Source organism: Flavobacterium sp. MMS24-S5, assembly GCF_050320125.1.
GTDB classification, from domain to species: domain Bacteria; phylum Bacteroidota; class Bacteroidia; order Flavobacteriales; family Flavobacteriaceae; genus Flavobacterium; species Flavobacterium tyrosinilyticum.
Genome location: NZ_CP190016.1, coordinates 1059605 through 1083467, shown reverse-complemented (window position 1 = coordinate 1083467; position 23863 = coordinate 1059605). Strand labels below are relative to the sequence as shown.

The 23863-nt window shown below is 33.1% G+C and carries 28 protein-coding genes, 4 tRNA genes and 1 pseudogene; 13 read left to right on the top strand and 20 right to left on the bottom strand.

Annotation, left to right across the window (positions count from 1 at the left end; translation table 11 throughout):
* Positions 1-58: 58 nt before the first annotated feature.
* The gene (locus ACPWTF_RS04685) at positions 59-1348 is read right to left on the bottom strand and encodes a DUF2130 domain-containing protein (RefSeq protein WP_427874608.1); all 1290 of its coding nucleotides are present in this window, start codon (positions 1346-1348) and stop codon (positions 59-61) included.
* Positions 1349-1523: 175 nt separating this feature from the next.
* Between ACPWTF_RS04685 and ACPWTF_RS04680 the strand changes: the two genes are divergently transcribed.
* Positions 1524-1694 (top strand): hypothetical protein, encoded by a 171-nt coding sequence (locus ACPWTF_RS04680; RefSeq protein ID WP_427874607.1) that lies wholly within the window; start codon positions 1524-1526, stop codon positions 1692-1694.
* A 45-nt stretch (positions 1695-1739) separates the two neighbouring features.
* Here ACPWTF_RS04680 and ACPWTF_RS04675 read toward each other — a convergent pair whose 3' ends face one another.
* Positions 1740-2621 (bottom strand): LysR family transcriptional regulator, encoded by an 882-nt coding sequence (locus ACPWTF_RS04675; protein WP_427874606.1) that lies wholly within the window; start codon positions 2619-2621, stop codon positions 1740-1742.
* A gap of 224 nt (positions 2622-2845) precedes the next feature.
* On the opposite strand from ACPWTF_RS04675, the gene ACPWTF_RS04670 reads away from it, so the two are divergent.
* Complete coding sequence (locus ACPWTF_RS04670) at positions 2846-3553, top strand: class I SAM-dependent methyltransferase (protein ID WP_427874605.1); 708 nt, start codon at positions 2846-2848, stop codon at positions 3551-3553.
* A 90-nt stretch (positions 3554-3643) separates the two neighbouring features.
* Here the strand turns inward: ACPWTF_RS04670 and ACPWTF_RS04665 are convergent, their stop codons facing one another.
* The 3 genes from ACPWTF_RS04665 to ACPWTF_RS04655 all read right to left on the bottom strand — a co-directional run bounded on the left by ACPWTF_RS04665 (position 3644) and on the right by ACPWTF_RS04655 (position 5833).
* Positions 3644-3922, bottom strand: coding sequence for a putative quinol monooxygenase (locus ACPWTF_RS04665; RefSeq protein ID WP_379795327.1), 279 nt, complete (start codon positions 3920-3922; stop codon positions 3644-3646).
* Positions 3923-3924: 2 nt separating this feature from the next.
* A complete protein-coding gene (locus tag ACPWTF_RS04660; RefSeq protein WP_427874604.1) occupies positions 3925-4530 on the bottom strand; it encodes an NAD(P)H-dependent oxidoreductase in 606 nt (201 codons plus the stop codon).
* 316 nt (positions 4531-4846) lie between these two features.
* Complete coding sequence (locus ACPWTF_RS04655) at positions 4847-5833, bottom strand: aldo/keto reductase (protein ID WP_427874603.1); 987 nt, start codon at positions 5831-5833, stop codon at positions 4847-4849.
* Between the two features lie 116 nt (positions 5834-5949).
* Between ACPWTF_RS04655 and ACPWTF_RS04650 the strand changes: the two genes are divergently transcribed.
* The gene (locus ACPWTF_RS04650) at positions 5950-6795 is read left to right on the top strand and encodes an AraC family transcriptional regulator (RefSeq protein ID WP_095930479.1); all 846 of its coding nucleotides are present in this window, start codon (positions 5950-5952) and stop codon (positions 6793-6795) included.
* A gap of 197 nt (positions 6796-6992) precedes the next feature.
* Here the strand turns inward: ACPWTF_RS04650 and ACPWTF_RS04645 are convergent, their stop codons facing one another.
* The 3 genes and pseudogenes from ACPWTF_RS04645 to ACPWTF_RS04635 all read right to left on the bottom strand — a co-directional run bounded on the left by ACPWTF_RS04645 (position 6993) and on the right by ACPWTF_RS04635 (position 10069).
* Positions 6993-8045, bottom strand: a complete 1053-nt coding sequence (locus tag ACPWTF_RS04645) for an SMI1/KNR4 family protein (RefSeq protein WP_427874602.1) — start codon at positions 8043-8045, stop codon at positions 6993-6995.
* Positions 8046-8061: 16 nt separating this feature from the next.
* A pseudogene (locus tag ACPWTF_RS04640) lies at positions 8062-8825 on the bottom strand (NlpC/P60 family protein).
* Positions 8826-8890: 65 nt separating this feature from the next.
* Entirely contained in the window at positions 8891-10069 is a 1179-nt protein-coding gene (locus ACPWTF_RS04635; RefSeq protein WP_427874601.1) for an acetyl-CoA C-acyltransferase, read from the bottom strand.
* Between the two features lie 239 nt (positions 10070-10308).
* Between ACPWTF_RS04635 and ACPWTF_RS04630 the strand changes: the two genes are divergently transcribed.
* From ACPWTF_RS04630 to ACPWTF_RS04610, 5 genes are all read left to right on the top strand, one after another.
* Positions 10309-10392 (top strand) — tRNA-Ser (locus ACPWTF_RS04630).
* A 14-nt stretch (positions 10393-10406) separates the two neighbouring features.
* Positions 10407-10481 (top strand) — tRNA-Pro (locus tag ACPWTF_RS04625).
* A 16-nt stretch (positions 10482-10497) separates the two neighbouring features.
* Positions 10498-10571 (top strand) — tRNA-Arg (locus ACPWTF_RS04620).
* 79 nt (positions 10572-10650) lie between these two features.
* Positions 10651-10724, top strand: a tRNA-Arg gene (locus ACPWTF_RS04615).
* Between the two features lie 88 nt (positions 10725-10812).
* Complete coding sequence (locus ACPWTF_RS04610; protein ID WP_427874600.1) at positions 10813-11334, top strand: AAA family ATPase; 522 nt, start codon at positions 10813-10815, stop codon at positions 11332-11334.
* Positions 11335-11413: 79 nt separating this feature from the next.
* Here ACPWTF_RS04610 and ACPWTF_RS04605 read toward each other — a convergent pair whose 3' ends face one another.
* Complete coding sequence (locus ACPWTF_RS04605) at positions 11414-11926, bottom strand: PRC-barrel domain-containing protein (protein ID WP_320492033.1); 513 nt, start codon at positions 11924-11926, stop codon at positions 11414-11416.
* Between the two features lie 6 nt (positions 11927-11932).
* Entirely contained in the window at positions 11933-12103 is a 171-nt protein-coding gene (locus ACPWTF_RS04600) for a hypothetical protein (RefSeq protein WP_379795347.1), read from the bottom strand.
* Positions 12104-12393: 290 nt separating this feature from the next.
* On the opposite strand from ACPWTF_RS04600, the gene ACPWTF_RS04595 reads away from it, so the two are divergent.
* Positions 12394-12912 carry an STM3941 family protein gene (locus ACPWTF_RS04595; protein ID WP_427874599.1) on the top strand — a complete coding sequence of 173 codons (519 nt, stop codon included), beginning with the start codon at positions 12394-12396 and terminating at the stop codon, positions 12910-12912.
* A 75-nt stretch (positions 12913-12987) separates the two neighbouring features.
* Entirely contained in the window at positions 12988-13842 is an 855-nt protein-coding gene (locus ACPWTF_RS04590) for a phospholipase A (RefSeq protein ID WP_250836756.1), read from the top strand.
* Between the two features lie 15 nt (positions 13843-13857).
* Here the strand turns inward: ACPWTF_RS04590 and ACPWTF_RS04585 are convergent, their stop codons facing one another.
* Both ACPWTF_RS04585 and ACPWTF_RS04580 read right to left on the bottom strand, forming a co-directional pair.
* Complete coding sequence (locus ACPWTF_RS04585; RefSeq protein ID WP_427874598.1) at positions 13858-14025, bottom strand: hypothetical protein; 168 nt, start codon at positions 14023-14025, stop codon at positions 13858-13860.
* A 42-nt stretch (positions 14026-14067) separates the two neighbouring features.
* Positions 14068-14340: a hypothetical protein gene (locus tag ACPWTF_RS04580; RefSeq protein WP_427874597.1), complete on the bottom strand. Its 273-nt coding sequence runs from the start codon at positions 14338-14340 to the stop codon at positions 14068-14070.
* Positions 14341-14459: 119 nt separating this feature from the next.
* Between ACPWTF_RS04580 and ACPWTF_RS04575 the strand changes: the two genes are divergently transcribed.
* The gene (locus ACPWTF_RS04575; protein WP_427874596.1) at positions 14460-14789 is read left to right on the top strand and encodes a helix-turn-helix domain-containing protein; all 330 of its coding nucleotides are present in this window, start codon (positions 14460-14462) and stop codon (positions 14787-14789) included.
* 170 nt (positions 14790-14959) lie between these two features.
* Complete coding sequence (locus ACPWTF_RS04570) at positions 14960-16063, top strand: fatty acid desaturase family protein (protein ID WP_427874595.1); 1104 nt, start codon at positions 14960-14962, stop codon at positions 16061-16063.
* 99 nt (positions 16064-16162) lie between these two features.
* Here the strand turns inward: ACPWTF_RS04570 and ACPWTF_RS04565 are convergent, their stop codons facing one another.
* On the bottom strand, positions 16163-16684 hold the full coding sequence (locus ACPWTF_RS04565) for a hypothetical protein (RefSeq protein WP_427874594.1): 522 nt from the start codon (positions 16682-16684) through the stop codon (positions 16163-16165).
* A gap of 205 nt (positions 16685-16889) precedes the next feature.
* Between ACPWTF_RS04565 and ACPWTF_RS04560 the strand changes: the two genes are divergently transcribed.
* Entirely contained in the window at positions 16890-17537 is a 648-nt protein-coding gene (locus ACPWTF_RS04560) for a M15 family metallopeptidase (protein WP_427874593.1), read from the top strand.
* Here the strand turns inward: ACPWTF_RS04560 and ACPWTF_RS04555 are convergent, their stop codons facing one another.
* The 7 genes from ACPWTF_RS04555 to ACPWTF_RS04525 form a co-directional block, all read right to left on the bottom strand.
* Positions 17538-18104, bottom strand: coding sequence for a hypothetical protein (locus ACPWTF_RS04555; RefSeq protein ID WP_427874592.1), 567 nt, complete (start codon positions 18102-18104; stop codon positions 17538-17540).
* A 4-nt stretch (positions 18105-18108) separates the two neighbouring features.
* Positions 18109-19290 carry a THUMP-like domain-containing protein gene (locus ACPWTF_RS04550; protein WP_427874591.1) on the bottom strand — a complete coding sequence of 394 codons (1182 nt, stop codon included), beginning with the start codon at positions 19288-19290 and terminating at the stop codon, positions 18109-18111.
* A 2-nt stretch (positions 19291-19292) separates the two neighbouring features.
* Positions 19293-20384: an AI-2E family transporter gene (locus ACPWTF_RS04545; protein ID WP_427874590.1), complete on the bottom strand. Its 1092-nt coding sequence runs from the start codon at positions 20382-20384 to the stop codon at positions 19293-19295.
* A 121-nt stretch (positions 20385-20505) separates the two neighbouring features.
* On the bottom strand, positions 20506-21471 hold the full coding sequence (locus ACPWTF_RS04540) for a zinc metalloprotease (protein WP_427874589.1): 966 nt from the start codon (positions 21469-21471) through the stop codon (positions 20506-20508).
* A gap of 286 nt (positions 21472-21757) precedes the next feature.
* Complete coding sequence (locus ACPWTF_RS04535) at positions 21758-22255, bottom strand: TrmH family RNA methyltransferase (protein WP_427874588.1); 498 nt, start codon at positions 22253-22255, stop codon at positions 21758-21760.
* A 118-nt stretch (positions 22256-22373) separates the two neighbouring features.
* Positions 22374-23012, bottom strand: a complete 639-nt coding sequence (locus ACPWTF_RS04530) for a DUF4159 domain-containing protein (protein WP_248727527.1) — start codon at positions 23010-23012, stop codon at positions 22374-22376.
* 144 nt (positions 23013-23156) lie between these two features.
* Entirely contained in the window at positions 23157-23861 is a 705-nt protein-coding gene (locus tag ACPWTF_RS04525) for a 16S rRNA (uracil(1498)-N(3))-methyltransferase (protein ID WP_427874587.1), read from the bottom strand.
* Positions 23862-23863: the final 2 nt, after the last annotated feature.

Here is a 23863-nt window from a genome sequence, read left to right as displayed (position 1 = left end):
TTAAAAAAGAAAGGCTTCGATTTATTTCGAAGCCTTTTTTATTTTGATAAAAATATTGTTACTCAAACAATTCCTTAGGATCATCTTCATTTTCTGATTCTTCTTCAATAAAATCCAATTCCAAAGCTCTTACGCTTTGAACCGCATTTCCAGCAATACCACGAATTGAACCGTACATTCCTAAAGTATTATGAACTACTTTTTCGATTTGTTTTTCGCGCTGTTTCCAAATTCTCTGCATTGCTCTTTTTTCAGAATCCAGATCGCTCTGCATTTGAGTAAAACCTTCAACAATTCCTTCAATCTGCAAACGGAATTCGTTGCTTGTAAGGAAATCATATAACATAGACATTTTATCGCCTTTATTTTCTTGCGCTTGAACGGCTTGGTTAATTTGAATTAAAGATTGACGTAACACAGCGCTTAAACCTTTGAATTCTTCATAGGTACAAATCCAGATCCCGTCACGCATTCCCATTCGATCCATTCCCGAAGGCATAACTTCAGTAACCAAAACACCAATATTGGCTCTTTTGGTTCTAATATCATTTTTGAATTTCTCAATCCATGAAGGCTGAAACGCTTTTGTTCTTTTACTTTCATAATAAATAGAACCGCAATTTTGATGTTCTCTTGTGTTTACAACTTGAAGACAATCGGCGCCGTTTGCACCTTTCTTAATTTCATCAATACTATCAAGAGGGAAGTTGTTGGCAAGCCATTCTTCAATCGCCAATTCCATTACTTCGCCCTGCAATTGCATAGAACCTTGTTCTTGCTTACGTTTCATTTCTTCAGTCAGCTTTTTTTGTTCTTCAAGCTGTTTCTGAAGTTCTTTGAATTTTAATTCGTTTTTATCGTCTTCCTGTTTTCTGATTTTTTCGCGTTCCAAACCTAATTGTACATTCAATTGTTTTTCAGCTTCAGCCTGAATGGCTTCTTTCATTTCCAGTTTTTCGCGCTGCAATTTGGCGATTTCACCTTCCATTTTATTTAATTCCCTGATTTTTTCCGATTTTTCAGAGAGTTCTTTTTCCATCAATAACAAGCGATCTTTGTTTTCTTCTTCAAGTTTCGCTTTTAGTTTTTCCGAAATTTCTTTTTCGGCTGTTTTTTTCTCGCGCTCCAAACGTTCAGCAAAAAGTTCGTTTTCCTGTTTTTTCTTCGCTTCAAATTCGGACTTGGCTTTTTCCAATTGTTCATTTTTAAGCTCTAATTCACGGTTTTGAACATTTGCTTTTTGCTGGAATTCTTTACGAATGCTATCTTCCAACTGATGTTTTAAAACATCATTGACATCGATAGGAGTTCCGCAGTTTGGACACTGAATTGAAGATTGCTCGGCCATTTTATATTGAAATTTTATTGTAGAATTTGAATTTGCTAAGATATTTAAAAGTTCTCTTTTTGTGGTGTGGATTTCTGTACTAAATTGTAACGATTTTTTGTTATAGCCACAAGGGCGCTAAGACACAAAGTTTCTTATGATTTAATCTCGCAAAGTCGCAGAGGCGCAAAGTTTTTTGCCACAGATTAAAGGATTAAATGGATTTATTGAATTGCCTCCAGCTTTAGCTGGAGGTATGAAAGTTGAATTAGAAAAGGCTTTAGCCAAATCAGTAGTTGTTTGGCTAAAGTCTTTTGAACTTAATTATTTTTCCATCCAGCTAAAGCTGGAGGCAACTTATAAATAAAAGCTTTGCGACTTCGCGGCTTTGCGAGATTAAAAAAATTGCGTCTTAGCGCCTTTGTGGCAATAAAAACTCAACCGCAGATCGAGTAATCTCAGATTCATCTTCTTTTGCGGTGATAATTGAAACATTCGTATATAAATTCACTTTTTTCAATTCAATAAAACCAATTTCAGGATCTTGATTGTTTTTGGCAATGTTTGACGGAACAATTGAAATTCCTAATCCGTTTTTGACCAATTGTACGATGGAGTTGATGTTATTTGCTTCATGAATAATTTTTGGCGTAAAGCCATAAAAAGCACAAAGCTCCAATAAGACTTCGTGGTAATGCGGTGCATAATCTTTATTGAAAAAGACGAATGTTTCGTCTTTAAGTTTTAAAATATCATTTTCTGATTTTATCTGAAAAGAACTTTTATTATAAACCAACGAAAACCCATCTTTAAACCATAAATGTGATTTTATTTTTGCAGAATGAATGGGCGATCTAATTATTCCCATTTCAATTTTTCCTTGCTCTAAAGCATCAATTTGTTTTGTGGTGGAAATCTCGAAAAGTTTGAAATTGACATACGGAAATTGTGCTTTCAAATGTTTTATCAAATCTGAAATGACAGAAGAGTAAATCGAACTGATGTATGCAATTCTAAATTCGCCTGAGACGTTCTCTGCAATCTTTTTTGTTTTGATCGAGATGCGTTCCAGATTCTGAAAAAGCGCTTTGACTTCTTCCTTAAAATACTTTCCTGCTTCGGTAAGTTCTACTTTTTTATTGTTTCTGATGAAAAGTTTTGCCTGAAGTTCGTCTTCCAATTCCGCTATTTGTCGGCTTAATGGTGGCTGCGAAATAAAAAGTTTTTCTGAGGCTTTGGTAAAGTTCAGTTCTTCGGCGACAGCTAAGAAATATTTTAAGTGACGTAATTCCATGATACCTCTAAAGTATTATTAATTGATAAAAATAGTATTTTTAAAGTATTTATGAAAGAGATAGTTTTGAATAAAAATAATTCTCTCGCAGATTTTGCAGATTGGGCAGATTATTAATTGATTTATTAAAATAATTCTTAATCACAAAATATCCTGATCTATAATAGCAAAAACGATCCACTAAATCTGCTAGATCTGCGAGAGATTAAAAAAAACAAAAGACCATGAAAAAATCAACTATTGAAGAAATCAAAGAACGATTTGACAATGATGTCGAACGATTTTCAAACTTAGAAACAGGACAAGTGGCCACAATCGATGCTACTATTTCTTTAGAATTAATAACAGAAGCTTCAAAGCGAATTGTTCCTAATGCTACATCCATTTTAGATGTTGGCTGTGGAGCTGGAAATTACACGTTAATGATGTTATCTAAAGTGCCAAATTTAAACTGTACTTTGGTCGATTTGAGTTTGCCCATGTTGGATCGCGCTTTTGAAAGAGTTTCGGCAGTAACAAATGGAAAAGTAGAAATTAAACAAGGAGATATTCGAGAAGCAGCTTTAGAAGAAAATAGTTTTGACATTATTTTGGCTGGTGCTGTTTTACATCATTTGCGTGATGATAACGATTGGGAAACGACTTTCGTTAAATTATTTAAATTATTAAGACCAGGCGGTTGTTTGATGATTTCTGATTTGATCACGCAAGACACACAATTATTAAATGAATATACTTGGCAACGTTATGGCGAATATTTAGAAGGAATAGGAGGAGCGGAGTATCGTCAGAAAGTTTTGGATTATATCGAAAAGGAAGATTCGCCAAGATCTATGAATTATCAGTTAGATTTAATGAAAAAAGTGGGTTTTTCAAAAGTCGAAATCTTACATAAAAACATGTGTTTCGGAGCTTTTGGCGGTATTAAATAAGATTCTATTCGCCACGAATTCACGAATTAGTTTAAAGATCTTTGCGTATAGATTAAAAAAATAAATTCGTGAATTCGTGGCAGAAAACCTTTATAGAATCTGAGCAGTTTTGTAAACCTGAATCGGAGTTGAAACCAGACTTTCGGTTTTTTTGATGAATTCTTGTAAATAAGATTGATTGTTGTGCAGGTCTAATCCTGGCTGATCTTTCCATTCTTCCCAAAGAATAAAAACATTTTCGGAAGTGTGTAAATCGTAACGAATACAAGCAGCTTCTTTTCTAGTTTCAGAAACTAAATTTGTCAGCAGGTTTTGAACTTCATTTAAATGCTCTGGTTTACTTTTTAAAATTGCGGTAATCGAAATCATAATTATAAGTTTTTAAAAGTTTGCTCTAAATGTTCGGTGTATTGTTTTTTAAAGATAACAATATTTTCTGGTGTTGCGCCTTTTTCTACATCATGAAAATGGAAGCCGTTTATTTTTTCCATTCCGGTGAATTTATTCATTTTGTGGAAACCAAACATTACTCCATCATCAACAGAAGTCTGATCGAAGAATTCTCCTGGAAGTGTAAAAGCGGTTGCAGGTGCATTCCAGCTTGTAGTAAGCATATATTTGCGTCCGTGTAGAAGTCCGCCCGTTCCATAATTGATGTCTGGGTTTACACGACTTCTTCCGTCACTTTTATAGATTCCGTTGTTGTGTCCTTGTGTGAAAACATCGTCAATGTATTTTTTAAAAAGATTCGGAATTTGAAACCACCAAACTGGTGTATGATAGATAATTAAATCTGCCCAAACGAATTTTTCTACTTCTTTTTGAAGATCTATTTCGTCTTCAATGTGAGTTGTTTTTATTTCGTAATCGTTGTTTTTAGAAAGAAATTCAACTGTCCAGTCTTGAACTGTTTTGTTGAATTGTCCTCCTGAATGAGCGAATTTTTGCCCGCCGTTAATGATAAATATCTTTTTCATTTTACTTTATGTTGTTATGGATACGTGATGCGTGAGGGATAGGAGCGATATCTCCCGATTTAGAAAAACAAGGCTTTTTAGCCGTAGTTTTTCTTTATCGGGAATTTAGCGGATAGCCCAGCCCTTGGGACACGCCCAAATTCTAAATTATTTAAGTTTTGAGATTTTTTTTAAACACATAGAAACATAGGTTTTTCTTTCTTGGAAAAGAGAATGGAAAGAAACTAGTTTCTAACACATAGGTATGTGTGTTAATGTTAGTGAAACGCCTTTATAGACAAAGTAAAACTAGGTTTCTATGTGTTTAAAAAGAGAATTATTTTATTTTAGCAATTGCCTGATTGATAAATTCCAATTCTGAAGCTGATAGATCGAAATTCATTGTTTTGGCGTTTGAAATGGCTTGTTCTGCATTTCTAGCTCCCGCTAAAACAATTGCAATTCCTTTTTGTAAAGATGTCCAGCGTAAAACTAATTGCGATAAGCTTGCTTCTTTTGCATGTGCTAAAGAAGTTAATTCTTCAACTAAAGTTTTTACTTTTTGAAGATCAAACTGATTGAAATAACTGTTTCTATGGTCGTTTTCTTTTAATTTGCTGTCTGTGAAATATTTTCCAGTCAATAAACCTCTTTCCATTGGACTGTAAGCAATGATTCCGATGTTTTCTGCAACTGTAAAAGGAATTAATTCTTCTTCAATTTTACGGTTCAGCATGCTGTAGGCTACTTGGTTTGAAGATACTTGAATTGTTTTTTGTGCTTCCTGAATTTGTGCAACATTGTAATTGCTTACTCCAAAAGCTCTGATTTTTCCTTGCTGAATTAAGCTTTCTGCGGCTTCCATTGTTTCAGAAATTGGAGTTGTTGAATCTGGCCAATGAATTTGCAGTAAATCGATATAATCGGTTTGAAGGCGTTTTAAGCTTTCTTCAACTTCTTTAATTACGTTTGCTTTTGATGAATATTTGTAAATCGGAACTTTTTTTCCATTATCGTCTGCGTCAAAAAAGAAGTCTCCTTTTCCGTTATTGCTTCCGTCCCAAACCAAACCGAATTTTGTAAGTAACTGAACTTTAGAACGATCTTGACTTTTAATAGCTTCTCCGATCATTTCTTCGCTTAAACCAAATCCGTAAAAAGGAGCGGTGTCGATTGTTGTAACGCCATAATCGATTGAAGCGTGGATAGAATCGATTGAATCTTTCTTTTCTGTTCCACCCCACATGGTTCCGCCAATAGCAAATGCACCATAAGTAATAGCTGATAATTCAAGTTCTGAGTTGCCTAGTTTTCTATATTCCATGATTGTGATTTTTTGTATTTAAAATTGATGAGGCAAAATTATACCGTTTTTATGATTCTTATTTGGTATATATTTGTCTTTTTTAGGTATATTTGCATCTTCAAATAAATAGAATTATGAAAAAAGAAAACTTATATGAACCTTTTACGGTTTCTTTTGAAACGCTGAATGAATATCCAGATGTGGGAGATCGTCATAATTTTTTCGAACTGGTTTACATTTTGGAAGGAACAGGAAGGCAGTGTATTAATAAGAATATTTTTGAGTATGATCCGGGACATTTGTTTTTATTGACGCCCGAGGATTGTCATAATTTTACAATTGAAACCGAAACGAAATTTTTCTTTTTGAGGTTTAATGATATTTATTTGAAAAATTCTAGTCTGCAGAATGAAAATATTCAGCGATTAGAATATATTCTTCAAAACGCCAATCATCAGCCGGGCTGTATTTTAAAAAATGATCCTGACAAATGTTTGGTTAAGGTTATGATTGAAGCTATTTGTCGTGAGCATCAGGATAAAGACGTTTACAATCAGGAACTGATTCAGCAGTTGGTGAATACGCTGATTATTATCGTGGCGAGAAATATTGCGAAATATCTTCCAGAACAAATAACGATAAATACGGAAGCAAAAGCGATGGATATTCTGCAATATATTCAGAATAATATTTACTATCCTGAAAAGATTAAAGCGGAATCTATTAGCGATTATTTCGGAATTTCGAATACGTATTTAGGGCGTTATTTTAAGAAACATGCCAGCGAAACGATGCAACAATACATCAGTAATTACAAAACAAAACTAATTGAGCACCGTTTGCAATTTAGCGATAAGCGTATTAACGAAATTGCGTATGAATTTGGTTTTACGGATGAAAGCCATTTTAATAAGTTTTTTAGAAAACAGAAAGGATATAGTCCGTCTGAGTTTAGAAAAACGATTAGATTGAGTGCTTAATGTTTGTTCGCCACGAATTCACGAATTTGCACTAATTTTTTTTGGCCACAGATTAAAGTGATTAAAAAGATTTTTTTTGTTTCGCACAGATTTTAAATGGATTTTTAAAATAAATCTGCTTAATCTGCGAGAAAAAAAATCCGTGTAAATCCGTGTTTTCGCAAAGTGAATCAGTTTTATCCGCATGCTTTAGTGCTTTAATCTTCTTTTCCAATAATAAAATCAAAATGCTCCGTTTTACCTGCTCTTAGATTGCGGATTTCATTTTGGATTAATTCTTCTAAAGAATCAGCTACGATGTTTCTGTCCCAAGATTCATTTTGGAGCTCTATAATCTGTCCAAATTTTCCTTTTGAAGCGGGATCTGTATCGTAAAGCAAATAATCGCCATTTCTTCCTGTAGCAAACGGAATCCATTTTGGGTTAGCATAATTATTGGTTTGTATTTTTTCGAAATCTATTTCTTGTTCTGGTAAGTCTTCTTCGTCAAATTGCAAATCTTGAATTGAATTCCATTCTTCTGCAATATCTTCAAACGGAATTAAATCATAGCTCCAATTGTTTACTCCAAACTGAAAAACAGCCGTTACTGGGTCATAATCTACATTTTTAACTTTATAAAAATTTACAAGAGCTGGCGGTATAGTAATATTATCTTCAAGCTCCACATGTTCTTGAATATCTTCTTCAGAAATTCCTTGTGTAAGATTGTAATAATCGTTTTTTGTTGAAACAATTTTATTGATTTCCGAAATCCATTCCTGCCATAAGGGCTCAAATAATTTGAATTCGGGGTCAATAGCTGCAGTGATTTTCTTTTCTTTTTCTTCGGAAGCGGAAATGCTCAAAGACGTAATTTTGCCATCTTCTTTATCAAACCAAACACTTATTCCGTTAAGGATAAAGGCACCGCTTCGGTCTCCTTTAAAAAGCTTTACAAGCTGATTTTTGTTGTCTTCGTAGTATTGAAATAATTCTTGTCCGTCAAAAATAAATTCTCCTGCAAAGATGCTTTTTGCGCAATAATCATATTCTCTAACTTCAAATTCAATGGCCAAACTTTCGACTTTGTTTCCTTCTTTAGAAAACGCCATAATGCCAAGTTCATCCCAAGTATAGATATGATTGTATTGTTTTTTTAGATATCTGTAATCTCCTAAAGCTTGTTTTAAAACTGTGATATCAATTGGGAATTCGATGTTTAGGTTATTAATCTGAAAGCCTGTTTTGGATAATTCAAGTTTTGTCATTTTGCTTTTTTGAGGGTTAGATAATCTTTTTGATTACGCGTAGTTTATGGGTGTGTTTGTTTAATTCTGGATTATAGATTCCAGTATTGTGCCAGAACGGTCAATACGAACTTTTCCACTTGCGTGAATGATGTAATTGTTGTCCATAATGATTCCGACATGGGTAATGTTTCCTTCGTCATTATCAAAGAAAGCCAAATCGCCTGGTTCGCATTCTTCAATAAAGCTTAAAGGATCTCCTTCAAGCGCTTGTTGAGAAGCGTCACGATGAATTTTATAGCCGTTCAATTTATAAACCATTTGAGTAAAACCAGAACAATCAATACCAAAAGGGGTTTTTCCTCCCCATAAATAGGGAGCATTCAAATACATAAAAGCCGTTTTTATTAAAGCGCTTTTAGGTTTGATGCCACTGGTTTTGGTTCCTTCGAAATCGAAGTTTGAGATATTGATTTCGCTGTTGTTTAAAAAAGATAATGAAGCTCCAAGCGGAATTGGGAGCAGGAGATTATTGGGAGCCGTGATGTAATCAATTAAATCTGCATTTAAAATAATCGACTCTTTGCTCAAAAGATCAAATTGCTCTTTGGTAATTTCCTGATATTGCTTAGAATCTACCCAGCCTTCATAGTCATCAAACTGAATCTTAATTCGTGCCCATTGATTTTTGCGTTCTAAAATTTCGATATGCTCGCCAAACAAAAGTTGTGTGACAATTTCACTTCTGTCGCTGGCTTCAGCTCGAACGGGTACTATGGCTAAATTGCAAATTCCAAACATTTAAGGAAATTTATAAGTTGAAAAATCAGGAGTTGTATTTACTCCTGATTTTTTGTGATATTGTTTTAAGCTCTTTCGATAACAATTGCCGATGCGCCACCGCCGCCGTTGCAAATTGCAGCTGCTCCAGTTTTTGCATTGTTTTGTTCTAAAACATTCAGTAAAGTTACGATTATACGTGCTCCAGAAGCTCCAAGAGGATGTCCTAATGAAACCGCTCCACCGTTTACGTTTACTTTATTGTTATCAAGGTTTAATATTTTTGCATTGGCTAATCCAACAACAGAGAAAGCTTCGTTAAACTCGAAGAAATCAACATCTGAGATTGAAATTCCTGCTTTGTCTAAAGCTTTTGGTAATGCTTTTGCTGGACTTGTTGTAAACCATTTTGGTTCTTGTGCAGCATCTGCATAGCCTTTTATGTAAGCTAGAGGTTTTAATCCTAATGCGTTTGCTTTTTCTTCAGACATTAAAACCAAAGCGGCAGCTCCGTCATTAATTGTTGAAGCGTTTGCAGCAGTTACAGTTCCGTCTTTTGTGAAAACTGGTGCTAAAGATGGAATTTTATCTAATTTCACGTTAGTATATTCCTCATCTTTTGAAAATATAACAGGTTCGCCGCGTCTTTGCGGTACTTCAACAGGAACAACTTCATTGTCGAATTTTCCAGCGTCCCACGCTTTTGCACTTCTTTCGTAAGATTGAATTGCAAATGCATCTTGTTCTTCACGGCTGATTTTGTATTCAGATGCACATAAATCAGCACAAACTCCCATTGCGTTGTTGTCGTAAGCATCTGTTAAACCATCTTTCTGCATTCCGTCCAACATAGTTGCAGGACCAAATTTATTTCCGGCACGCATTTGAACGTAGTGAGGAATCAAGCTCATGCTTTCCATTCCGCCCGCAACGACAATTTCGGCGTCACCGCATGCAATTGCTTGCGCAGCAAACATTACAGCTTTCATTCCAGATGCACATACTTTGTTTACTGTTGTAGCAGCAACTTCTTCTGATAATCCGGCAAATAATGCAGCCTGGCGCGCTGGTGCTTGTCCAACTCCGGCCTGGATTACATTCCCCATGAAAACTTCATCGACTAATTTTGGGTCAAGATTAATTTTTGAAAGCGCTCCTTTTATGGCAGCAGCTCCTAATTTTGGTGCAGGTACACTAGATAACCCGCCCATGAAACTTCCGATAGGTGTTCTAACGGCAGAAACGATAACAACTCTTTTGTTCATTTTCTGTTTAATAATAGTTAGTAAGCAAATTTAATGTTTATTTGAATAAATTCAAATTTTGTATTGAATAGGGTTGATTTTAAATTTAAGGTCAAATTTTTGTTAATTCTATTTGTTTGATTGTTAAGTGGTTTTGAAAAAAGATGAAAAAAAACTAAAAAAACTCAAAAAAAAGCTTGTGAGAAAAGGAATGTTGTTATACATTTGCACTCGCAAAACGGAAGCAATTCCACTAGCAAGGAGAGGTGCCAGAGCGGTAATGGAGCAGATTGCTAATCTGTCGACGGGTAACCGTCGCCAGGGTTCGAGTCCCTGTCTCTCCGCTTAAATTTTGCCTCGGGGTGTAGCGTAGCCCGGTTATCGCGCCTGCTTTGGGAGCAGGAGGCCGCAGGTTCGAATCCTGCCACCCCGACTACAATTGAAATAATGGTCGCATAGCTCAGCTGGATAGAGCACCTGCCTTCTAAGCAGGCGGTCGAAGGTTCGAATCCTTCTGCGATCACAAAAAGCTACTCAATCGAGTAGCTTTTTTGTTTTATGTAGATAGTTTTGATTTCTATTCTTAGAAATTTTAAAATAATGGTTCCATAGCTCAGCTGGATAGAGCAACGCACTTCTAATGCGTAGGTCGAAGGTTCGAATCCTTCTGGGATCACAAAAGCCACTCCAATCGAGTGGTTTTTTTGTTTTTGATCCTATTTTATTTATTTTTAATTGTTGATGATAAAAAAAACATTAATGACATGAGAATAGCAATACTAGGAGCTCATTTGGTTGGTAAAACAACATTGGCAGAAAAACTACATGAATCTTTTCCTGATTATGAGTTTTATCTAGAGCCTTACTTTGAATTACAGGAAATGGGTTTTGCTTTTTCTGAAATACCTACCGCCGATGATTATATGATGCAGCTAGAGCATTCTTTAAAGCAAACTGTAAGAAGTAACAGAAACGCTATTTTTGATCGTTCTCCAATTGATCTTTTAGCTTATGCGATTGCGGTTGACAATACACTGAATTTTTCATCAGTATTTACTAAAATACAAAATGCAATTAAAGAAATTGACTTTTTTGTATGGGTTCCTATTGAAGAACCTGATAGAATTTCTTGTTCAGACTCCAATTTGCCCGAACTGAGATATGAGGTAAATGATCTTCTTGGCGAATTAATCGATGATTTTGAGATAGAAGTAATTAAAGTGAAAGGAAATTTATCTGAAAGATTAAATCAAATTCAAAATAAAATAGAAGAGTTAAAGGGATAAAATCAATAAAGACCAAACATTCTTGAATGCTTGGTCTTTATTCGTTTGTAAGATTTATTTTTAATGCAAATTACATTTATCAATAATTATCAAATTCTTTACGTTTGTAAAAAGTATCATCATTACTTTCAGAAGCAAGGCGCGATTCTTCAGTAGGATAGTAAGAATTCAATACTCTTCTTTCGTACTCCCTATCAAAATCATTTTGCCAGTTATATCTGCTTGTTTTTCTAAATGTATCATATCCAATATTGTTGGCCATGACAATTTTAGTGTCTTTATTTATGCTGACAGAACCAATTGGTATAATAATATGGCTGTCTCCATCTTTGTATATAAATTCCCTTCCGTTTTCATTCGCAATTGCATCATGTACTTCATTACGACTGTCTTCTATTAATCCTTTATCAAGATTAACGTCAAGATAAACAACTCGTTGCATATCTTTATTAACCCAAAGATTATCAATTTTTCCTATTGTGCGGTTGTCTCCGTCTACAATTTTCCAACCTCTTACATCCGAATAGTTTGAGGCAACTTTATAATCAGAAAGCTCATCTAATCTGTATAAATTTCTATCTTTATTTTCCATAGTTTCTTAATAATTTGCTGTGCTGTCTACACTAGAATTGTTTTCGATTTCCATTCTGTTTTCATTTCGCACTTGATCATCTCTCAAAAAGACATAATATACAAGTGCTGAGATTAATAGGACTGCTACAATCCATGGCCAAATTGGCTTCTTTTTCTCAATCTTAATTTCTGCCATAACCTTTATTTTTTTTATGAATATTTAATTTTATAATAAAGGTACAAATGGAGATTGCGTTTGAAAGTATTTAATTTCAGATAGAAGTTATACAATTCCCAGTCGTCTAGAAAATTGATTTATAATGTTTTGTAAGTTTATTTACTTCAAATATATTTGTTCAAATTGTTTTTTGTCACTTAGATAAACCCAATGTTTACTGGAGTTTCTTATGTTCTTAGATTATTTTGTAGTAAATTGCTTGTTCCTTTTTAATTCTAATAACAAACGAAAAATTTTTACTACGCCCCATGAATGAAGAAATAAAATTATACCGGAACGCTAAGAAAACCAGAAACTTACTTTTATATGCTAGCGGAATCAGTATTTTAATAGCAATTATGCTTCTATACGGCATAGGAGCTTTTGACGGAGTATTTAAAGTAAAACTTTCCATTGCTTCTGGTGCAATTCTTTTAATAATGCTTGTTTTAATATTTAAAATTCTTGCAAGCATAAAAGATAAATCTCCCTTAATTCAAATAGATTCAAATGGTTTTTCTGGAAGAACGACTCCAGTGGCAAAAGCTTTTGGAAGAATAGATTGGCAAGATGTTACCGATTTGCAATTAAAGAAAGTTGGCGGTGATACTTTAGTTGCTGTTACAATTGATAATGTAGCCAAGTATGACGGCCGTGCTTCTAAGTTTCTTTGGAAACTGGCTTTTGATGAACAAAATTCGAAATTGAATATAATGTACTCGGCTTCAGAAATTGATATGAATGAAAAAGCTCTTTATGACTTGTTTGTAAGTAATTGGAAAAAATAAAATCGTAGAAAATTATTGTTAAGTGATGGGGTTTATTATTTTTTTTAATTATTAAAATAGCTTAACTTAGTGTAAATGACATCAAATAACTTCAAATTTACACGTTTAATGCATTTTAAATATTTATCAATATTCCTGATTTTAATATCTTTTAAATCCAATTCGCAAATTGTTGAAGAAAAAAAGAATTTTCGAGCAGCAGATTCTTTATTGAAAGAAAATAGTTTTTCGGTTCATAAAGATAATTACTTTTTGACAGGAATTCCTTTAGATGAGCCTATAACCAGAAACTCTGCAGACGTAAAGTATCAAGTTAGTTTCAAACTAAGATTAAATTCTAAGCCTTTATGGGGCGGATTTTTCCCTTACTTAATGTATACTCAAAAAGCTTTTTGGGATATATACGCGAGCTCTAAGCCTTTCTCAGAAATTAACTTTAATCCGGGAGTTGCAATTGTTCGGCCTTTTTATTTAAAAGGAGGGAGATTAACATACGGGTCGATTTCAGTTGAACACGAGTCAAATGGTAGAGACTCCATCTATTCCCGAACATGGAATATGATCGCTTTTTCATTAAAATCTCAAGTCTCGCCAAGATGGATTGTTGGAATAAGAGGCTGGATTCCTATTGTTGATAAAGATGATAATCCTGGATTAACCCAATATGTTGGTTATGGAGAAGCCAGTGCAACTTATCAGATAAAACCGGGACGTTGGAGCGCAGATGTTCTCTTTAGGAAAGGCAGTGGGCTTATTAATTACGGATCTCTGCAGACACAGCTTAATTGGCGACCTTATAAAAATGAAAATTATTACGTTACTCTTCAATGGTTTATTGGTTACACGGAAAGTCTAATAGATTATCAGGAACATACTAATATGGTGCGTATAGGTTTTACAATTAAGCCGGAAGGAATGGGCATCTTTTAAATTGCTGTAAATTATTTATTTTAATTTTTTGAGCTGATCAAAACACTGAGAATGGATCGTTTTACCTTGATGGTATTGCTCCAAAGTCATTCCGTATAATTTAATAGAACGATTATATTGGCCATTTTCAATATCTTTTTTTGACTGAAGTGTCTTTTTGCTTTTATTGTTCGTAGAAGACATAATATTGTTGTTAGGATTTATTTGATTTTCCAGATCTTAAATTTATTGAGACGTTAAAAGTTTTATTTTTTCAATTGCTTGTTTGTTTTCATATGCAACTTCTACCAATGCTAATAAAATATCATTTCTAAGTATTGTTTTGTTTCGTACATTTCTAATTAATGCTTTGCTTGGAGCAGGATGCCCTTTTTTGATAATACAAGAGATGGTAAGATCAACATACGTTACAGGTAAATGCTTATCTATAAATTCATAAGCTTTTTTATTGTGAGAATTATCTTCTTTAAAATTGCTATTATTGATTAATTTTGACATATATTTGCTAATTATTAACGGCATGGTTGTTAGTCTGTGTAAATGTAAGAATATTATTATATTTTGTATTCTTTTTAATGTTAAAAAATATATTTTAACTATATTTTGTTTGAATTTTAATGATGATGTATCACGAGAAACTAAGTAAATTCTTTAGGGATAAAGGATTAAAGCAGAAGGAAGTCGGGGCAATTTTAGGATTTAGCCCTGCAATGATTGGAAGGTATTTACATGGAACGGCTAATATAGGTTCTGAATTTATTCTTAGCTTAAGTAAAAACTTTCCAGATGTAGATTTGAATGATCTTTTTGCTCCCGATGGGCAAAATTTGGTTAATGAAGCTGGAGCAGTTTATGAAAAGCAAACTATTTTAAACGATTTACAAGAAATAGAAGGCCGTATTCATGATATTAGGCTGCGATTAGCAAACAAAAAGTTTGAGGAATAGTAAATGGTTTCCCAAAAATATCTAACAATTCTAGATTTTACAGTATTAATTTAACCACTCTTTTTAGAGTGGTTTTTTGTTGTGAAATACTTGATTTTTAGTTGAATGTATTCTAAGAGGTTAAGTTTTTTTTTATTAAATTTGGTTAACAATTTCTAGCAGTAACCAATATGGAAAAATTAAAACGACCGGTTTATGTTAAACCAGGAACAGATGATTTTTTTAAAAAGATGCGTTTAGAAGTGAATGAAACGGTCTTAAAAAACTCGTCTTTATATGTATTAAATGTTGTAAAGTCCCTGGGACTTTTAGCAGTATTTTTTTTATTCTATGCCTGTATTTTAATTTTCGGCAACCAGACTCCCTTACTATTTCTTTTTTACATTTTGGCTGGTATTACAATGATTGTTTTATTTATAAATGCTTTTCATGATGCCGCACATGGAGCTTTGTTCAAAAAGCCAAAGCATAATGAATGGTTTTTGTATGTTTTAGAACTCTTTGGGAGTAATCATTGGCTTTGGATGCGACGCCATATAAGTTTGCATCATGCTTATCCAAACGTACCCGATTGGGATGTCGATATCAAACAAAGTGATATTATTAGAATATTCCCAAATAGTCCGTTGTTTAATTACCACAAGTATCAGCACATTTACATGTGGTTTATTTATCCTCTTTATAGCTTAAACTGGCTTTATATTAGAGATTTTAAAGACTTTTTTGGCACGAAGGATAATTATGTAAAAAGAGTAGTCGACAAGATTCCGAGACAAGAAGTTTACAGAATGTTTGCGGCCAAGATTATTAATTTAACTTACCTGCTTTTTGTTCCCATGTTGCTTTTAAGCCAGCCTTGGTATACCGTTCTTTTTGCTTGGCTGTCTATGCATTTATGCGGAAGTGCCATTGGGGTTGTGGCGCTGGTTTCGACCCACGTTGATGAAGATGCTCATTTTCCGGGTACAGATGAAGACGGAAATCTTTCTGATACTTGGGTGGTACATCAAATGATTGTAACTAAAGATTTTAGTACAGAAAGCAAATTGGCTAATTTTTTATATGGCGGATTTACGCATCACGTGGCGCACCATCTTTTCCCGGCGGTTGGCCACACGTATTATCCTTATATTACGCCAATTATAAAACGATATGCAGCAGAATATAATTTGCCTTATACTTCGTACCCATTCTATCATGCCGTTCGTTCTCATTTTAGAATGTTGAAAAACAAAGGGGTAAAAGAAAATATTTTAGTAACAGGAGAGATATAGTTATTGCAAGCTATTTTATAAAAAAAGTCTGGTTCATTATTGAACCAGACTTTTTTTTTGAATTTGCTCCAGAGAAGCGATACTTTTTTAACGTTATGCTTATTTTTTATTTATGATATTTTCCTTTTTAATGTTCAAGTCTTTTAAAAGGTTGCCTTTAATTTCAATGACAAAATTATCTTCTTTAAATACCGTTAGTTTTGATTCGGCAAATTTGTAGACATTAATTTTATTGTTTTTAACATCAATGTACAAATCGTACGAATAATTGCTGCAGTCGTGCTGTTTGCATCCCCAAGCGTGCAATATATTATCTTGTTTTTCAAAAGGAGTTTCGGTATTCCAGTTTGCTACCATTTGATCATAGTCGGTTCCTAATAGTTTTTTTAATCTTGGTGCCAACTTGCTTTTGGTCAAAAACTGAGTTCCGATGACACTTTTATCAGCTAAAGCATATAAAGAATCATTTGGATTTAAAACGATACTGTCTTCTTTTAAAGCTTCTGTTTTTATTGAAGTAGAATCTGTTTTGGGAATACTTTTAAAGCTTTCTTTTTTGCACGAAACAAAGAGTAAACTGCTCAAAATAACTGTCGAAATGTATGTGGCTCTGTAATTCATATAACTGATTTTTTTGAATTAATAATTTAATATACAAAGTCATAATAGTCTAATTTTCATAAAGATATTAAAAATATTTTTTGTTTTAAAAGTAATTTAGGATGGATTTCGGACTCAAAAAACTAATTTTTAGCTTTAAAGAGGAACCATAAGAATCGATTTTTAATATTTTTTGTTTAATTTCAATTTTTTAAATTATTAGGCAATGAATCACACTTTGAAAATTTTAGTTTTTTTTCTTTTCGGAATTAGCTCTTTACAAGCGCAAAATGAAGCCTATGTATCTTCATCTGAAACTAAAATCTCAGATACGACTTTTGTAAACCTAAGAGATTATAGCAATGATTTTGTCTATGATATGAAATATGCTACAGAAGATAATTTTCTAAAAACCAAAGTATACGACTGCGCAGAATGTATGCTTCGTTTAAAGACGGTAAAAGCTTTAATTGCGGCCAATAATGATTTTTTGAAGAAAGGGTACAGAATCAAATTATTTGATTGTTATAGACCTTTAGATATTCAGAAAAAAATGTGGGAGATTGTGTCGAATCCGACTTATGTTGCAAATCCAAAAAAAGGCTCCATCCACAATAGAGGAGGAGCCGTAGATATTTCTTTGGTGGATATAACAGGAAAAGAAGTGGATATGGGAACTTCTTTTGATTTTTTTGGAATTATGGCCAGTCATAATTTTAAACAGCTTTCAGAAGAAATTCTTTCAAAAAGAGCGTATTTAAAAAATACAATGATTAAAAATGGCTTCAATTCATTTGATTCTGAGTGGTGGCATTATAATTTAAAAGCAGGTTTAAAAGATAAAGTTTCCAACCAGAAATGGAAATGCGATTGATTACTCAACGCATCTAATATTTTGCATGAAATAAGTATTCGGATTGGTAACCTTTCCTGTTAACTCAGATGTTAACTCTCGTTTTACAACATAATCCTCTATGTTGGTCAAGTATTTTATTCGCATTATAGAAATTGGAGATTTTTTTAGTTCTTCGTAATTGTCTTTCATGAACATAAAAATTCCTGTGTTTACACGATTGTTAAAACCTTTATCATCACGAATTAATGTGCCGCAATTTTCTTGGTTGATATGCATTAAGGTTACAATTTTTCCGTTTTCTAATTGTAAAAAGATTTTGGAATTTTTATCAAAACAGTTTGCCTTAATAAAATCTTTACTTTTTTGAATAGCCTGAAGATTTAAAGTTGGCAATCCGTCCGTTTGTGCTAATGAAAAGAAAATATAATCAAAGTTTCCTCCAAAATATTTTTCGCTCATTAGATACTCATTGGTTACTTTATAGCTTCCAATTGAGTCATTTACATTTACACTATATTCACATGGTTTTTGTGCAAATGCTGTAATAGTCAATAAAAAAAGAGTTAGTGTAATTAGTTGTTTCATTGTATTAGTTTATTTTGGTGCAAATTAAAACTATTTTGTTAGCTTTTACATCAGTTGTAAAAAAACAATACAAATTACCGCCATTTTTTATTTTCCACTTTTTCCTAATGTTTTCTACCGTCTCGGGGAAATTGCGAGTCGTAATATTCGCCTGCTGATTTGCAAGCTCACTCTTCATTTCATTTTTGTTGTATGGAATAACTTTTTTAATCTCAAATTTTCTTCCAGGAAAATCAATTGAATCCTCAGAAGTATACAAATGAGAATGTTTATGAAGTTTATCCATTTGAAAAGTGACGCTTACTTCATCAAAACCGCCAGATTTCATAATCGCGGCATTGGGTTCGTAAAGATATTTCTTTGGAAAATCAAAGGACGGATACGAGATTTGATCGCCTAAAACAAACTCAAAAACTTCTGTTTTTTCTTTTAGAATATTAGCAGTTTTTAAAGTTACGTTGCCTGAATAACCTTTATGGATTTCAAAAAGCAGTTCCTTAACTTCGTTTTCGAGCGCTATAATATGAATGTTCTTTACGTTTTTTAATTCTGACAATCCCGCTGAAATATCTAATAAAGGCGCTGTTTTAATTAAAATATGATCCGATTTTTCGAAATAAAAATCTAGCAGTTCTGGAACATTTGGAAGACAATCTTTGAGCATAAAAACTTTGCCTTTGCTATCATTTCTTCGGGAAGGATCAATATAAATCCACTCAAATTTCTGATTGGTTTCTTCTAATAAATGAAGAGAATCGCCAGCATGAAAAGTGCAATTTTCAACTTTTAACTGTTTAAAATTGTGTGAAACAACGGCAGACAATTCTTCGTTTATTTCGCAATGTATTATTGATTTAAAATTTTTCGAAAAATAATAATCATCGACACCAAAACCTCCAGTTAAATCAATTAAAGATTCGCCAGAAATTAAAGAAGCTTTGTAAGCCGCTGTTTTTTCTGAAGAAGTTTGTTCTACTGATATTTTGCTTGGGTAAATTATATTTTCCGTAGCAAACCAAGTCGGCAGTTTTTCTTTGGCCTTTGTTCGGGCTTCAATCTGATTTAAAATTAAAATCCAATCCACCTCTGGAAACGGATTTTTTTGCAACGCCAATTTTGTTACATCTGCACCAGTATTTTGGATTATAAATTCCTGTATTTCTTGATGCAAAATAGAAGTGTTCAATGTTAAATTCTTTCGGTTAATACGGAGACAATTTTATTATTAGGAAAAAATTCTTTTAAAATTACTTTGATCATGGTAAAAACAGGAATGGCTATAATCATACCCACAATTCCAAATGTAATACCGCTGATTAAGATAACCAAGAATATTTCTAATGGGTGCGAATTTACACTTTTTGATGAAATTATAGGCTGGCTAACATTATTGTCGATGGCCTGAACGACTAAAAAGCCAATAATTACATAAATGGTTGTAGGAAGAATTTCTGATTGAAAATCTTTCCCGATCATACTTATCATAGTTAATAGCCCTGCCAAAGTGGTTCCGATAATTGGTCCCAAATAGGGTATTATATTTAGAATGGCACATAAGAAGGCGATTACAAAAGCATTTTTATTTCCAAAGATCAGTAACACAATTAAATAAAGAATAAAAACAACGATCAATTGCAATAATAAACCAACAAAATAGCGAGTCAGTAAATGGTTTATTTTAGTAATAGAACTTAAAATTTTATCCTCATTTGAATCTGGTAATATTCTTCTTGCCTGATCTTTAAAGATATCTTGATCTTTAATAAAAAAGAAAGTAATAAAAAATACAGAAACCAATCCCATTCCCATATTGGCCATAAAATTGATTATCGAATTGATGAATCCTGTAAAATAACTGAAATCTAAAACAGAAGTAAGTTTAGAGTCTTTTATCACCTTATTTAAATCAATGTGCTGAATATTAAAGTATTCCTCAAGATGTCTTTCTGCCTCTATAAAATTAGTTTGAAGATGTGCAGTATCTAGCAATGCTAAATTATTGGCTTGCGAAATAATTAAAGGAACAAACAAAAGGATGAAACCTACAATTAGAAATATAAAAAGGATGATGGTGGTGGTGGCCGCCAACGAATTGCTGAATTTTAATTTATTCTTTAAAAATAAAACTAACGGATTCGCAATTAAACATAGTATTAAAGAAATGCACAAATAAACAATAACAGTTTGTATTTCATATAAAAAGTATAAAATGATGCCAATTATTAAGATTGTAGCTAAAGCTCTTAAAATTCCGTTTGAAATAGTTTTTGACGTGATCATGCTTAAAATTTAGATTATAAATATAAGGAAAAGCATTTATATTCTAATCTTCGGGAGTTCTAAAATAATTGGCAAAAAAAAGGCGAGATGATTTCATCTCGCCTTTAATTAAGTTTTTTTATTATGGTTGTGCAAAAGAGGCTCTAGCTCCTCCAGTCGTAAAAATAGCTGAAATTCTGTTTTTCTGACCTGTTGAAAACATGTACATTGCTGCATCGTCAACATAATCCATGTAGTTCATTGTCATTTCTACAGGTGTTCCAGAGCAAGTGCTGTAGTGTGGATATGCAGGAACTCCATAGTTTTCCTCATTGTGAGTAGGAGTGTCAGCAACAAGATCGCTTCCGCAAGTTGCATCCCCCCAAATGTGACGTAAATTCATCCAGTGGCCCACTTCGTGTGTGGCAGTTCTTCCTAAGTTGAACGGTGCGTTTGCTGCACCAGATAAACCGAAATAACGAGGATTGATTACCACTCCGTCAGTTGCAGAAGAACCTCCAGGAAATTGTGCATAGCCTAAAATTCCGCCTCCAATGTTGCAAGACCACATGTTTAATTTTGTAGTTGGAGAAGTAGGAGCAATTCCTCCTTGAGCAGTTTTTTTCATTGCATCATTTGTTCCCCAAGAAGTTTTAGTTGTAGATTTTCTAATAACTTGGTCTAAAACAAAAGTGATTCCAATGTTAGCTTTAACTCCTGAGAATAATGCTGGTACATTATTGTAATCTGAGTTTAAAGCATTAAAATCTTTGTTTAAAACATCAATTTGTGATTGAATTTGTGCGTCCGAAATGTTTTGCGCAGCAGTTCTGTAAAGAACATTCACTACAACTGGAATTTCGATTTTTCCATTTACCAAACGGCCTGTAAAATTTGAACCTGCATGTGTTGCAGTAAAAGTTTCAATTTCGTTCATTCTAATAGCCAATGATGGATCAGCTTTTAATTGCGCTTCTAAAACGTCTTGTGTTGCGCATCCTCTTCTAGAAGCAACACTCGCATCTGGATTAGCAGAATCTGCTGATTGGTCATTTTGACAAGCAAATAGCATTAAGGCTACAAATGTGGTAATAATAACTTTTTTCATAATAATTTGGGTTTTTTGTTATAAAATTGTTGATTAGTTAAACATTGCAGCAATTTTATAACAAAAAAATATTGTAGAAAAATATTACAAAGAATATTTTGTCAGAAATTTTACGAACCCTTACAAACGCTGATTCCTACAAAATTTAGGTAAAAAATATTAATAAGTTTTTTCTTTCTTTTGTGTTTTTGAAATGCATTTCGTCGTGATTATCTGTAGTTTATCGATAATTTAAAACGAGTAAATTGATTTAAAAATGAAATAAAATGAACAGAAAGAGAATTTTTTACAAAGAAATAATCTCATAAAGTGCAATACTCGCAGCCTGAACCACATTCATACTGCTGTTTTTGCCAAACATATTGATATGCACGATTTGATGAGAAAGTTTTAGAAGCTCTTCAGATATTCCGTTGATTTCGCTTCCTATTAAAAGCGCTATTTTTTTATTTTTAGGAATAGTAACTTCTTTTAAAGGTTTGCTATTTGAAGCGATTTCTAGAGCGATAATTTCAAAATCATTATCCAAAAGAAAAGATTGAAGTTCAGTAAAATCTTCAATGACAGAATGTGCTACATGAAGATGTGTGCTTCGTGAAGTTTTATTTATTTTACGAGGCGTAAGCGGAATATCTTTTCCGAAAAAGATAATATTTTCGACTCCGAAAGCTTCAGAAATTCTAAATAAAGAACCAATATTCTGCTGAAAGTAAATATGATCGCAAACTAAAGTTATAGGAAATGTTTTTCTTTCAAATTGATTTTCTTCGTGAGTCAGCTGCATTTTTTGTTAGTGAAAAGTGATTAGTAATTAGTGATTAGTAATTAGTAAATAGTGTTGAGAGTGACGTTGTTTTTTCTTAATTGATAATTACTAGTTACTAATGACTTGTGACTAGTCACTAATTTGTAAATATATAATTGATAATGTTTGCGCCCATTTTTAAGGCTTTGTCTCTTACGTTTGCTGGATCATTATGAACTTCGGGATCTTCCCATCCGTCTCCTAAATCACATTCGTAAGTATAAAGTAAAACCAGCTTATTGTCTATAAAAATTCCAAATGCCTGCGGACGCGTTCCGTCGTGTTCGTGAATTTTCGGCAATCCGTTAGGGAAAGGAAAAGGTTTTTGAAAAATAGGATGATTCGCTGGAATTTCGACTAAACTATTATTTGGAAATATCTTTTTGATTTCTTTTCTAATAAATTGATCCATTCCGTAATTGTCATCAATATGCAGAAAACCACCAGCAGTTAGATAATTTCTCAAGTTTGTTACGTCGGCATCACTAAAAACTACATTTCCGTGTCCCGTCATGTGTACAAACGGATACGAAAATAAATCTGGATTGCTTGGTTCTACAGTCGAAGGTTTGTTTTTGATGCGGGTATTAATATTAGCATTGCAAAAGCTAATTAGGTTAGGCAAAGAAGTAGGATTTGCATACCAGTCGCCACCGCCGCTGTATTTAAGCAAAGCAATTTCTTGTGAAAAAGAAGAGATTGAAAAAAGGAATAATAGGTAAAATATTTTTTTCATGTAAGTTTTAAATATCTTGTTTTCGCATTTTTTGTCATTTCGGCGAAGGAGAAATCACACTAGAAATTCCGCATAGTTTGCCGCCAATCTTTGTGTAATCGAGTGAGATCCTTCGTTCCTCAGGATGACAAACTTTGCGGTTAATTATTCATTAAAAAACACAACACTATGGCAAGCTACAATAGCAGCTGTTTCTGTTCGTAAACGTGTATTTCCTAAAGTTACGGGCTTGTAATTGTTTTCTAATGCCAATGCAATTTCTTTTTCAGAAAAATCACCTTCAGGACCAATTAAGATCGTAACATCTTCGTTGGGTTTTAAAACCTCTTTCAGCGATTTTTTGTCTGTTTCTTCGCAATGTGCAATTAGCCGTAAGCCATTTTGCTTTTGCTTAATAAATTCTTTAAACGAAATAGCTTCATTTAATTTCGGAAGAAATGTTTCGTTGCATTGTTTCATTGCCGAAAGAATGATTTTTTCAAAACGATCTCGGTTAATCACTTTTCTTTCAGAACGATCACAGAAAATCGGAGTAATTTCCTGAATTCCAATTTCGGTAGCTTTTTCCAGAAACCATTCAAAACGATCGTTCATTTTAGTTGGCGCAACAGCCAAATGCAAATGAAATTTTGGTTTTTCGGCATTCGTAATGTTAAGGACTTCAACAATACATTTATTGTCTGAAGCCAATGTAATCTGAGTTTCAAACAATAGCCCAGAACCATTGGTAACATGCAGAATATCTGCATCTTTTTTTCTAAGGACTTTTATAATATGACGGCTTTCTTCCTTGTCAAAAGAAAAGCTTTCGGTTGTTTCGTCTATATTCGGATTAAAAAATAACTGCATGA

What these genes read in the sequence shown, in the direction of transcription:
- ACPWTF_RS04555 (WP_427874592.1), bottom strand. Translation starts at nt 18,104, where the DNA reads ATGAAACAACTAATTACACTAACTCTTTTTTTATTGACTATTACAGCA.
- ACPWTF_RS04670 (WP_427874605.1), top strand. Translation starts at nt 2,846, where the DNA reads ATGAAAAAATCAACTATTGAAGAAATCAAAGAACGATTTGACAATGAT.
- ACPWTF_RS04530 (WP_248727527.1), bottom strand. Translation starts at nt 23,012, where the DNA reads ATGAAAAAAATATTTTACCTATTATTCCTTTTTTCAATCTCTTCTTTT.
- ACPWTF_RS04595 (WP_427874599.1), top strand. Translation starts at nt 12,394, where the DNA reads ATGAATGAAGAAATAAAATTATACCGGAACGCTAAGAAAACCAGAAAC.
- ACPWTF_RS04650 (WP_095930479.1), top strand. Translation starts at nt 5,950, where the DNA reads ATGAAAAAAGAAAACTTATATGAACCTTTTACGGTTTCTTTTGAAACG.
- ACPWTF_RS04585 (WP_427874598.1), bottom strand. Translation starts at nt 14,025, where the DNA reads ATGTCTTCTACGAACAATAAAAGCAAAAAGACACTTCAGTCAAAAAAA.
- ACPWTF_RS04685 (WP_427874608.1), bottom strand. Translation starts at nt 1,348, where the DNA reads ATGGCCGAGCAATCTTCAATTCAGTGTCCAAACTGCGGAACTCCTATC.
- ACPWTF_RS04655 (WP_427874603.1), bottom strand. Translation starts at nt 5,833, where the DNA reads ATGGAATATAGAAAACTAGGCAACTCAGAACTTGAATTATCAGCTATT.
- ACPWTF_RS04580 (WP_427874597.1), bottom strand. Translation starts at nt 14,340, where the DNA reads ATGTCAAAATTAATCAATAATAGCAATTTTAAAGAAGATAATTCTCAC.
- ACPWTF_RS04535 (WP_427874588.1), bottom strand. Translation starts at nt 22,255, where the DNA reads ATGCAGCTGACTCACGAAGAAAATCAATTTGAAAGAAAAACATTTCCT.
- ACPWTF_RS04570 (WP_427874595.1), top strand. Translation starts at nt 14,960, where the DNA reads ATGGAAAAATTAAAACGACCGGTTTATGTTAAACCAGGAACAGATGAT.
- ACPWTF_RS04600 (WP_379795347.1), bottom strand. Translation starts at nt 12,103, where the DNA reads ATGGCAGAAATTAAGATTGAGAAAAAGAAGCCAATTTGGCCATGGATT.
- ACPWTF_RS04645 (WP_427874602.1), bottom strand. Translation starts at nt 8,045, where the DNA reads ATGACAAAACTTGAATTATCCAAAACAGGCTTTCAGATTAATAACCTA.
- ACPWTF_RS04660 (WP_427874604.1), bottom strand. Translation starts at nt 4,530, where the DNA reads ATGAAAAAGATATTTATCATTAACGGCGGGCAAAAATTCGCTCATTCA.
- ACPWTF_RS04605 (WP_320492033.1), bottom strand. Translation starts at nt 11,926, where the DNA reads ATGGAAAATAAAGATAGAAATTTATACAGATTAGATGAGCTTTCTGAT.
- ACPWTF_RS04545 (WP_427874590.1), bottom strand. Translation starts at nt 20,384, where the DNA reads ATGATCACGTCAAAAACTATTTCAAACGGAATTTTAAGAGCTTTAGCT.
- ACPWTF_RS04540 (WP_427874589.1), bottom strand. Translation starts at nt 21,471, where the DNA reads ATGAAAAAAGTTATTATTACCACATTTGTAGCCTTAATGCTATTTGCT.
- ACPWTF_RS04560 (WP_427874593.1), top strand. Translation starts at nt 16,890, where the DNA reads ATGAATCACACTTTGAAAATTTTAGTTTTTTTTCTTTTCGGAATTAGC.
- ACPWTF_RS04675 (WP_427874606.1), bottom strand. Translation starts at nt 2,621, where the DNA reads ATGGAATTACGTCACTTAAAATATTTCTTAGCTGTCGCCGAAGAACTG.
- ACPWTF_RS04610 (WP_427874600.1), top strand. Translation starts at nt 10,813, where the DNA reads ATGAGAATAGCAATACTAGGAGCTCATTTGGTTGGTAAAACAACATTG.
- ACPWTF_RS04590 (WP_250836756.1), top strand. Translation starts at nt 12,988, where the DNA reads ATGACATCAAATAACTTCAAATTTACACGTTTAATGCATTTTAAATAT.
- ACPWTF_RS04665 (WP_379795327.1), bottom strand. Translation starts at nt 3,922, where the DNA reads ATGATTTCGATTACCGCAATTTTAAAAAGTAAACCAGAGCATTTAAAT.
- ACPWTF_RS04575 (WP_427874596.1), top strand. Translation starts at nt 14,460, where the DNA reads ATGATGATGTATCACGAGAAACTAAGTAAATTCTTTAGGGATAAAGGA.
- ACPWTF_RS04565 (WP_427874594.1), bottom strand. Translation starts at nt 16,684, where the DNA reads ATGAATTACAGAGCCACATACATTTCGACAGTTATTTTGAGCAGTTTA.
- ACPWTF_RS04635 (WP_427874601.1), bottom strand. Translation starts at nt 10,069, where the DNA reads ATGAACAAAAGAGTTGTTATCGTTTCTGCCGTTAGAACACCTATCGGA.
- ACPWTF_RS04525 (WP_427874587.1), bottom strand. Translation starts at nt 23,861, where the DNA reads ATGCAGTTATTTTTTAATCCGAATATAGACGAAACAACCGAAAGCTTT.